Here is a 10,183-nt window from a genome sequence, read left to right as displayed (position 1 = left end):
TGTTTCTTATTTTATCTCAATACTTAAAAATCAAATTTAACTCCTAATCTGATAGTTCTAGGCATACTATAATTGTATGGGTTTTCTACAGACATTTTATATAAATCTCTGAAAGACTGCTCATCCAATTTACTTTGGATAGAGTTTTGCCATTCAGCTGCAGCTAAGTATCCATCATCATTTGGAGTACCTGTTGCTCTATACACATTGATTACGTTTTTATGATTTAAAAGGTTGGTGATTCTTAAATAAACATTCAAATAAGCGTATTTTTTCTTATTTTCATCTTTACCAAATTGTAACTCCCAAGTTCTATCAATTTGTAAATCTAAACTATACGTCCAAGGTTTTCTAGAACCATTTAAAGTTCCTGTCATTTGACTAGAGCTAGGACTAATCATAGCAGCAGAGTTAATATTCTTTTGCTTAGAATAAGGTGAACCTGAATTAATTAAGGTTACGATATTAAGTCCCATATTCTCAAATAATTTTACACCTTTAATCGAAGGACCATTATAGTCAGCACCATCACCATAACGATAGTCAATTGTAAATGCAAAAGAGTGTCTTTGATCATAAGAAAGAGGATAAATAGTTCTTAAGTCAGGCTGGTTTGAGTTAACAAAAGATAATGCTGAATTAGCATCAGACCCTGTACCATCAGCAAACTGTAGGGTATAGTTTGCAGTCAAACGGATATTGCCTGTTCTTCTTAAATCATATTCTATAGTAACACCTTTTACAGTACCGAAGTCTCTGTTACCATAAGTTTTATATGTAGAAGGATATGCTTCAAATAAGTTTCTAATCTGAATCATATCTCTTTGTTCACGATAGAATGCACTTACTTTAATAGAAGAAGTTCTTGTTACAACTTGTTGGAAACCGAAAGAGTAATCAATAGTTTTTTCAGGTCGTAAGTTTGCATTATTAATAATAGATCCACTTCTTGTAGTGATAAATTGATAATCGATTGGATCAAAACGTATTCCTGTATTTGGTCTTCTTGTCAAGATATCATAGTTAGCAAAGAAGTTAGCCTCATCCGAAATAGGGAAAGAGAAAGCTATTCGAGGCATTACGTTTATAGCTACTTTATAATCTTCAAATGCATCAGCAGTTGGTGTTGTTTGACTTGGATTAGTTAGCCAAGGAGCAATACCTGCACTACCTCTGATAACAGAAGGGTCTTGCACTTGATCTCCATTTGCATCATACCAAGTTTCTCCACTTCTAAATCCATTGATTTGAGTTGGATTTGTAACATCGTTCACGTACACTACATAATCTTCTCCCATACTTCCTGGAATATTTACCCAGTCATAGTTAGATGGATCTTGTGATTTTACTTTCTTAGCCTCTCTAACGTCTCTTGCATTGAAGAATAAGAATGGGTCTTTCAATTTTGGTTGATTTGCATCAAATACGTCCACACGTACACCTACGTTAAATACGATATTATCAAAAGAGAATTTATCCATAATGTATCCCGCAATATAAGTTGGCTGGAATGCACCTACAAATCTCTTATAGTTACCATTCTCATCAAAGTCATTGAAATACTTATTAATATCAGTTACTCCTTTTACTTTCTTACCATTTTTATCGTATCCGTAATATCCGATAAAGTTTTGCCCTTGATTAAATAACTCATCAGCTGAGAACATATCTAGACTAAAAACATTTGGGTCATATTCATCGATATCTACGAAGTCATTACCGGCAGGATTTAAACCAATTTCTTTTCTGAAATTATAATCAAAGAAATATTGCTCATCATTGTGAGCAGCACCTCCATAATTACCATTACCAGCATTTGCTGCATATCCTGTATTCAATCTGTTATAACCAATTTTTGGATAACCACCCACACTACCTAAAAGAATAGGATTATCTAGATCTAACTCAGAAATATGGCTATTCATATACTGACGTGCAATAGTCCAAATTCCTATTGGGTCTTGTCCTGATGAAGAGAAGTTTCTTCCTGACCCCCATCCTCTATCCCATCTCTGTTCATATTCTACTCCCAAAGAGATGTTGTGTCCTCCTACAACAATTGAGGCAGAACCTGTTACTCTTAACTGATCATTTTCTGATTTATAAAGATCTCCATAAGGAGTACCTAAACTATACCATAGACCATACACATCAGACAATCTATCTCCATTTCTCAACGCTCCATTTTGGTTAATCTGCTGTAAGTTTTCATATTTTCCAATTGGATCTGGATTCATTTTATAATACTGACTAGTAATAGCAGCAAATGTTGGATTTATATCAGAAGGTGTATAATCTACAATAACAGATTTAAAACCATCTTGCACTAAACTATCACCAGAAGAATTAAATGAGAAAGTTGGTTCCCATGTAGTATTATAGTATCCAACATGTCCATAATTAAATATATCATACCCATGTTTGTCATCATATAACTTATTATAAGACTTAGAATAGTCAACCATTAAGTTATAATAGAAGCTTTTTACTTTTGAGCTAGAACCTTCAGTTGTATTTTTAAAACTTTGTCTAAAACGACCATAAACTCTCCAGTCTAGCACATCTTGATTACCAAAATTTTCAAAGTTGAAAAGTGAATTATAGTAGCTATAAACTTTACCATAGTTATAGTTCAAAGATCCTCCGAATGTCAAGTTTACAGTTGGTCCTGTATTTACATCAATCTTACCAGCAGCAGAAATAACTGTACGCTGAGAATTCATTTTGAATTTTGTCTTTTCAAAATCATCCATTCTTAAGAAGTTAGAGTTATCAAAATTACCAGAACCACTAGAAGACGGACGTAAAGGTTCATTTAATAAAGCTTCTCTTGCTTCTTTCTTAATTCTCCAAGAACCACCAGCTAATGGTCTTGGGTCTTTTTGATAATTATAAGTGGCAGATAATAAAAATCCTAAAATAGGTTCTGTCTTATTACCATCTTTATCTTTTCTCATCCATAGTGGACCAGAAACCATACCTTCTACAAGATTATATGCATAGTTATCTAAACCATAAACTTTACCATCATATCCGATTGGGTCTTTTCCTTTAAAATAAAAACCTGAAGTAACTCCTTCAATACTTCCAAAATAAACGGAAGAAGGACCTCTTGTAGTTACTGCAATAATACCACCTGTTACGTCACCATAACTAGCAGGAACCCCCCCAGTAATTACCTGAACTTCCTCTAATGCAGATTTTGGTAAGTTAGAAGAACCTCTTACTTTGATACCATCAATATAATAGTAAGTTGCTCCTTCTCGAGAACCTCTCACTGATATTTCTCCATTATCTGTTTCGTTAACCCCTCCAACTGTAGCAGCTACACCAGCAGCAGTACGAATAGGAAGTTTTGCGATATCTTCTCTAGTTACCGTAGAACCTTGTGCAGCACCATCTTTTTTAATCAAAGGGACTTTATATGCTACAACCTCTACCTCTTCTAGATTTAATACATCATCTGGTTTCGATAATTTGGTTTTATCTAAGAATGTGATTTGATCAGAAGACACACCTACACCAGATAATTTTAATGGCTGATGTTCAGAAGATCTAAATTCAACATCATAGGAACCTGCAGTAATAGATGGGAATTCAAATTTTCCATTTTCATCTGTATCTGTTCCTCCTTTTATAATACCTCCTTGGTATAAAACAACCTTAACCATTTCTATAGGCTTATTTGACTTACTATCAATAACAGATCCTTTAATAGATCCACTACCAGCTTGTCCAAAGGATATTCCTACTGATAATGTGATGCTTAGAAACACAAAGTAGAGCTTTCGTATCATAAGTTTAAATATTAATTACTATCTAAATAAATTGTAAGCGGTAAATATACATAATTTCTTTATGAATATTTAACACTTCTTCTAAAATAAAAAAATATTTTTTAATCTGCACAAATATAACAAGTGAAAATTATATACATAATTGTTTAACAAAATTCTTTTAAAATCTGAATCATTTACTAAATTATTGCCAAGTTGAGTACATTACATAAGCCTCTGCAATCCTCCTCACCTCTCCTTCAAAAGCTTCTTTCGATAATGTTTTTATTTTTTTTGCTGGAACACCTGCATAAATGCTATTTGACTCGATAATTGTATCTGCTAAAACTACAGCACCAGCAGCTATAATGACATTTGAGCCAACTTTAGCATTATCCATTACAATAGCCCCCATTCCTATCAACACATTATCTTCCACAACACATCCATGCACAATTGCATTATGACCTATAGAAACATAGTGTCCTAAAATGGTTTTAGAACGCTCATACGTGCAATGTATCACAGCTCCATCTTGTACATTACAATAATCACCCATTTCAATGCTATTCACATCTCCCCTAACCACAGCATTATACCATACGGAGCAGTGATCTCCCATCTTTACATTTCCTAAAATGGTAGCATTTTCAGCAAACCAACATGCTTTTCCGTAAGAAGGAGTATGTCCTCTACATTCTTTAATAAGAGCCATTTTTATAATTTAATTTGTTCAACCTTAATATTTAAACGCAATATATCTTTTGCTTGTTTCTCAAAATCAGCTGGATTTCCAGTCGTGAGATACTTACTAGATGCATGCTGAGTTAATTTTTTCTGTAGCCAATCATGCCTATTCAAATAATCTTTTAATGATGCGGCTACAATTTCACCTTGGCTAACAACTTTTATCTTTGAAGGCAAATATGTTTGTATAAAATCTTGAATAATCGGGTAATGTGTACAACCTAATAAAATTACATCTGCTTGCGGATATAATTTTATAATAGCATCCAAATCCTCTTTAATCAAATTCAATCCTTCTTTGGAGGCATGTTTTCCTGATTCAATAATAGGTACCCAACTTGGGCAAGCATATTGATGCACAATGGTTTGTGGACTATGGTTATTGAATTCATCTAAATAAGTATTGGATAAAATAGTACCTCTTGTTCCCAGCACAACCAATTGATTTGTTTGACTATAGGTTCCAACTATTTCCGCACTAGGACGTATCACTCCCAATACTCTCTTATCAGGAAAAGCCAATAAATCATTTTGTTGAATTCTTCTTAATGCTTTAGCAGAAGCTGTATTGCAAGCGAGTATCACGAGTTCACACCCTTGTGAAAACAAATATTGAATAGATTCCCATGTATATTCATACACTTCTTGTTGCGTTTTTTCTCCATAAGGCGCACGTTTATTATCCCCTAAATATAAATAATCATACTGAGGTAAAAGTGCCTGTACTTCTTTCAGTACAGTAAGTCCACCGTAACCTGAATCAAAAAATCCAATCAATCCGTGTTTTAGCATGCCTAAAAATACAAAAAAGCCCTGATAAAATTTATCAGGGCCTCAAATATATTTATCAATTTTATTTTTCTGTTTTAACAGTAGCTTCCTGCTCCATCTTTAATACCTCTTTTATAACTAAATCAGTAATATCTTTTCCAGCGCTATATAAAAGAGAAGATGTATCTAATACATAGTCAATCTTTAAACTTTTGCTAACTTTCTCAACAGCAGATTGAATTCTTTCTAGAATAGGAGCATTTAACTCTTGTCCTAACACCTTCATTTGTCTATCCAATTCCTCTTGTCTCATTTGAAATTCTTGAGATTTTCTCATCAATCTTTCTTCTTCAAAACGAGCAGCTGTAGGACTCATTGTATTCTTTTCTTGTTGCAATTTATTATAATCATCTTGCAGCTTTTGTTGAGTTTCTTGTAATTCTTTTACTGCCTTATCTTCAAAATTATCTAACTCTTGCATAGCCTGTTTACGTGAAGGCATTGTATCTAAGACCTTTTGTGAATCAACGTGTGCGATTGTAGTTTGACCAAATGTAGTTCCTAAAGATCCTAAAACTACTAGTGCTATTAACATTAAATTTCTCATGATTTTTATTTCAATTTATTATTATTTATTTTCCTTTTATTCCTAATTTTTGTAAAACTTGCTTACTTATATCCATCTTAGGGTCGGCAAATATAAGATTAGATTGGTTTGCTTTATCAAAAACAAAGCTAAAGTTTCGACTACTTGCTACTTCTCCAATTGCTTCGAATACTTTATCTTGGATAGGTTCGATTAATTCTTTTCTTTTTGCAAATAAATCTCCACTCACACCGAATCTTACTTGTTGCATTTCCCTTGCATCAGATTCTAACTTTTCAATTTCTAGTTTTCTTCTATCTCTTTCCTCGTCTGGCAGGATAGCTTCTACTCTTACAAATTCTGTTTTCTTATCTTCAATTTGCTTATATCTTTCTTGAATTTCTGCTTGCCATCTAACTGCTAATTTGTTCAATTCTTCTTTTGCTTCAGTATATTCAGGCATACTTTCCAAAATAAACTCAGAATCGATATACGCATATTTCTGTCCCATAGAAACAAATGCTGTACCAAAAAGGCAAACAAGGAAAACTACGATAATCTTTTTCATATTACTAATTTTAGATTTCAAAAATAATCAATAATAACTCTAATTTTCTTTTCTTATTATAAATCACCCAAATTTGCTCCAATAATAAATTGGAAAGCTCCTGTTGGTTTACCCATTCTTCTTTTTAAATCAGCACCTGCACCTGCACCTCTACTATGCTGATCTAGCGGATCAAATCCCCATCCATAATCAAATCCAAGTAAACCAAACATAGGTAAGAAAATTCTCACACCTACTCCTGCACTTCGTTTTACATTGAAAGGATTAAAATCTTTAAACCCTGGATAAGTATTACCTGCTTCAACAAAAGCTAGTGCAAAGAAAGTAGCAGAAGGATTTAAGGATATAGGGTAGCGTAACTCTAGTGTATATCGAGTAATAATAGGATCTCCATAAGTAGATGAAACTACTTGATCATCGTAACCTCTTAAAGAAATTAACTCTCTACCATCTAATTGTGCGTATCCAGAAAGTGCGTTACCACCTAAATAGAAACGTTCAAATGGAGATAATCCTTTTGCTTTGGAATAACTACCCATAAATCCAAATCCAAATTTAGGCATCAAAATCAATTTCTTATCTGGTGTTAAAGGGAAATACCATTCTCCAGTTAATTTAAATTTATAGTATTCTACAAATTTATATCTCTCTTGGCTAGTCAGTTTAGAATAATCATCTACTCCATCAAAGAGTGAATAAGGCAATGTAGCTTTAGCTGTAAACTTTATATTTGACCCAGTTCTTGGGAAAATTGGAGCATCCACTGAATTTCTAGCTAATATATATTTAAAAGAAATATCATTAGAATATCCGTTATTAAATACAAAAATATTATCGTATTTAATAACGTCATAGTAGTTATACCCTATCTCATAATATGCGCTAAAATAATCATCCGGAATTTTCTTTCTTCGCTGCAGACCAACACCAGTACCCGAAATAGAAATTCCATTGTAATTTGGATTTTTTCTACTAAAATTATTTCCAAATTGAGAATAAGTCAACCAAACCGTTAATGCATTTGGCTTTCTACCTCCTAACCATGGCTCAGTAAAAGATAAATTATATGATTGATAATATCTACCATTAGTTTGAGCACGGATAGATAATGTTTGACCATCACCAGTTGGAAGAGGCTGCCAAGCTGATTTGTTAAACATATTTTGGATAGAGAAATTATTAAAGGTTAACCCTAAGGTTCCAATTAAACGACCTAATCCATATCCACCAGACAATTCAATTTGGTCAGAAGATTTTTCTTTTACTACGTATTCAATATCAACAGTTCCATCCGCAGGGTTTGGGATTGGGTTTATTTGAAAACCTTGTTCGTCAAAATATCCCAATTGAGCTAATTCTCGTTGCGTACGTATAATATCATTTCGATTAAATAAGTCACCTGGGCGTGTACGTATTTCACGGCGAATTACATAATCATTGGTTTTTTGATTTCCTTTAATAAGGATATCACGAATTCTTGCTTCTTTTCCTTCTATGATTCTGATTTCATAGTCAATATGATGATTCTCTACTTTTGTTTCTACAGGAATCACTTGGAAGAACAGGTGACCTCTATCCATGTATAAGGAGGTAATATCTCTACCATCCTGACTCTGATACAAACGAGTTTCTAACAGTTCTTTATTATAAATATCACCATATTTAATTCCTAAGATTGTATCCAAGAATCCAGAAGAATATTTAGCATTACCTACCCAATTAATTTTTCCAAAATAATATATTTCTCCTTCATCTATGAACAGGTCAATCATAATGTTTTTTGCATTAATATCATACACAGAGTCACGCAGGATACGCGCATCACGCAAACCAATCTTTTTAAACTGATCTAACATCGTTTTCTTATCGCGTTCGTAAGCTACCTCATTGTATTTTGAGGCTTTAAATACCCTCCAAATTGCTCGTTGCTTGGTATCTTTCATCTTACGACGTAGTTTCCCATGCTTTACAGATTCGGCTCCATAGAAATTGATTTTTTTAATTTTCACATGGTATCCTTTTTCGACAACAATATCAAAAACCTCAGCATTATTCATTAGAGTATCTGTAATACGTCTAATATCTACTTGAACATTGTTAAATCCTTTTTCTTTATAAAAATCTTCAATGATGGTTTGTGTCACATACACCAGATCTTCTGTGATATTTTTTCCTGCAAAAAGATTTATTTTTTCACGAATCTTATCTGCATCCTTTTTCTTTACATTAGTGAATTTGAAACGAGACAGCTTTGGACGTGGAGTTAAGTCTATTTCTAAATAGGCTATATTTCCGACTACTTGGGTTAATCGAATTTGAACATCCGAAAACAATCCCTCATCCCATAATTTCTTGATAGCTTTTGTAACATCTTCTCCCGGAATAGTAATTTTATTTCCTTGTTTTAAACCAGCGATTAATTTAATTGCTTGGTGATCAAAGTTATCTGCACCGTTAATAGTGATAGGCCCAAGTTCATATTCCTTAGGTGAAGTATAATCAATCTTTTGTCCCCAAGTAAAGGAAACAAACGTGAATACTACTATGATGATACTCCAGAATTTCATATTAACTATTTAGTTGTTCGGAAATTTTCCCAAATCTACGTTCTCTATTTTGATAATTCACTACTGCTTGGTATAAATCTTCTTTTTTAAAGTCGGGCCACAACTTCTCAGAGAAATATAATTCAGAATAAGCAATTTGCCACAGCATAAAGTTACTAATTCTGAATTCACCTGAAGTTCTGATTAATAATTCTGGATCTGGGACATCGTTTAAATTTAAAGATTGTGAAAAAGTGTCAGTGGTAATATCATCTATGGTTAATTCACCTGCTTTAACTTTTTGGGCTATTTTTTTAGTTGCTTCAACAATTTCCCATCTGGAACTATAATTCAAAGCAAGAATTAAATCTATTTTCGAATTGGATTGAGTAGATTGAGAAGCTTTGTCTAATTCATTTTGGCAAGCTTGAGGCAGTCCTAATTGCTCACCCATACTACGAACGCGTACGTTGTTTTCTCCAAGCTCTTGAATTTCTTTTGCTAAAGTTTCAACCATCAAATTCATAAGCCCATCAACTTCCTCTTTTGGTCTATTCCAATTTTCTGTAGAAAAAGCATATAATGTTAAATACCTTACGCCTAATTCTACACATGCTTTTAACACTTCTCGCACAGATTCAACACCGTGTAAATGTCCAAATAATCTTGATTGACCTTGCATTTTAGCCCATCTCCCATTACCATCCATAATGATAGCAATATGCTTTGGGCATTTTTCAAGATTTATTTGATTTAAAAGACTCATTTTTACTTATTGGGAACGAATTTAAAAAGAAAATACTAACTCTAATTAAATTTTAATTTCCTTAACGTTGTTTAACAGAAAAAGGGAATTGTAAATTACAACTCCCTTTTTCATAAATTATTTCATATATTATTCTGCAAGAACAATGATTTTATCATTTTGCATTTCTACTACACCACCTTTAATCTGCATGTGGATTACTTTATCATTAGATGTATCTCTTTCGAAAACTCCAGTAATATCATCAAAATCGATATCATCATTTGCCAATTGAGCTTTGATTTTACCTTCCTTTAATGCAGAAATAATAGGAGCGTGGCCATTTAAAACCTGAAAAGAACCATCCACTCCGGGAAATTGAACTGCGTCCACTTCTCCATTAAACAATTTTTTCTCAGGTGTTATTACTTCTAATTTCATGTT

At 33.0% G+C, this 10,183-nt stretch carries 8 protein-coding genes; all 8 read right to left on the bottom strand.

Annotated elements, in window-relative coordinates; genetic code table 11:
* Positions 1 to 23: 23 nt before the first annotated feature.
* Positions 24 to 3,797, bottom strand: coding sequence for a carboxypeptidase regulatory-like domain-containing protein (locus M9897_03835; GenBank protein MCO5268009.1), 3,774 nt, complete (start codon positions 3,795 to 3,797; stop codon positions 24 to 26).
* A gap of 184 nt (positions 3,798 to 3,981) precedes the next feature.
* A complete protein-coding gene (locus M9897_03830) occupies positions 3,982 to 4,491 on the bottom strand; it encodes a gamma carbonic anhydrase family protein (GenBank protein MCO5268008.1) in 510 nt (169 codons plus the stop codon).
* Between the two features lie 2 nt (positions 4,492 to 4,493).
* Complete coding sequence (gene murI, locus M9897_03825) at positions 4,494 to 5,315, bottom strand: glutamate racemase (GenBank protein ID MCO5268007.1); 822 nt, start codon at positions 5,313 to 5,315, stop codon at positions 4,494 to 4,496.
* A 61-nt stretch (positions 5,316 to 5,376) separates the two neighbouring features.
* Entirely contained in the window at positions 5,377 to 5,901 is a 525-nt protein-coding gene (locus M9897_03820) for an OmpH family outer membrane protein (protein ID MCO5268006.1), read from the bottom strand.
* A 25-nt stretch (positions 5,902 to 5,926) separates the two neighbouring features.
* Positions 5,927 to 6,448, bottom strand: coding sequence for an OmpH family outer membrane protein (locus M9897_03815; GenBank protein ID MCO5268005.1), 522 nt, complete (start codon positions 6,446 to 6,448; stop codon positions 5,927 to 5,929).
* Between the two features lie 56 nt (positions 6,449 to 6,504).
* Positions 6,505 to 9,015: an outer membrane protein assembly factor BamA gene (gene bamA, locus M9897_03810; GenBank protein ID MCO5268004.1), complete on the bottom strand. Its 2,511-nt coding sequence runs from the start codon at positions 9,013 to 9,015 to the stop codon at positions 6,505 to 6,507.
* Position 9,016: 1 nt separating this feature from the next.
* Positions 9,017 to 9,760 carry an isoprenyl transferase gene (locus M9897_03805; protein ID MCO5268003.1) on the bottom strand — a complete coding sequence of 248 codons (744 nt, stop codon included), beginning with the start codon at positions 9,758 to 9,760 and terminating at the stop codon, positions 9,017 to 9,019.
* Positions 9,761 to 9,889: 129 nt separating this feature from the next.
* Entirely contained in the window at positions 9,890 to 10,180 is a 291-nt protein-coding gene (locus M9897_03800; GenBank protein ID MCO5268002.1) for a F0F1 ATP synthase subunit epsilon, read from the bottom strand.
* Between the last annotated feature and the right edge of the window lie 3 nt (positions 10,181 to 10,183).

Origin of the sequence: Brumimicrobium sp., from assembly GCA_023957385.1 — a bacterium.
GTDB lineage: Bacteria > Bacteroidota > Bacteroidia > Flavobacteriales_D > Crocinitomicaceae > Brumimicrobium.
This window is presented reverse-complemented; position numbering and strand designations above follow the sequence as displayed.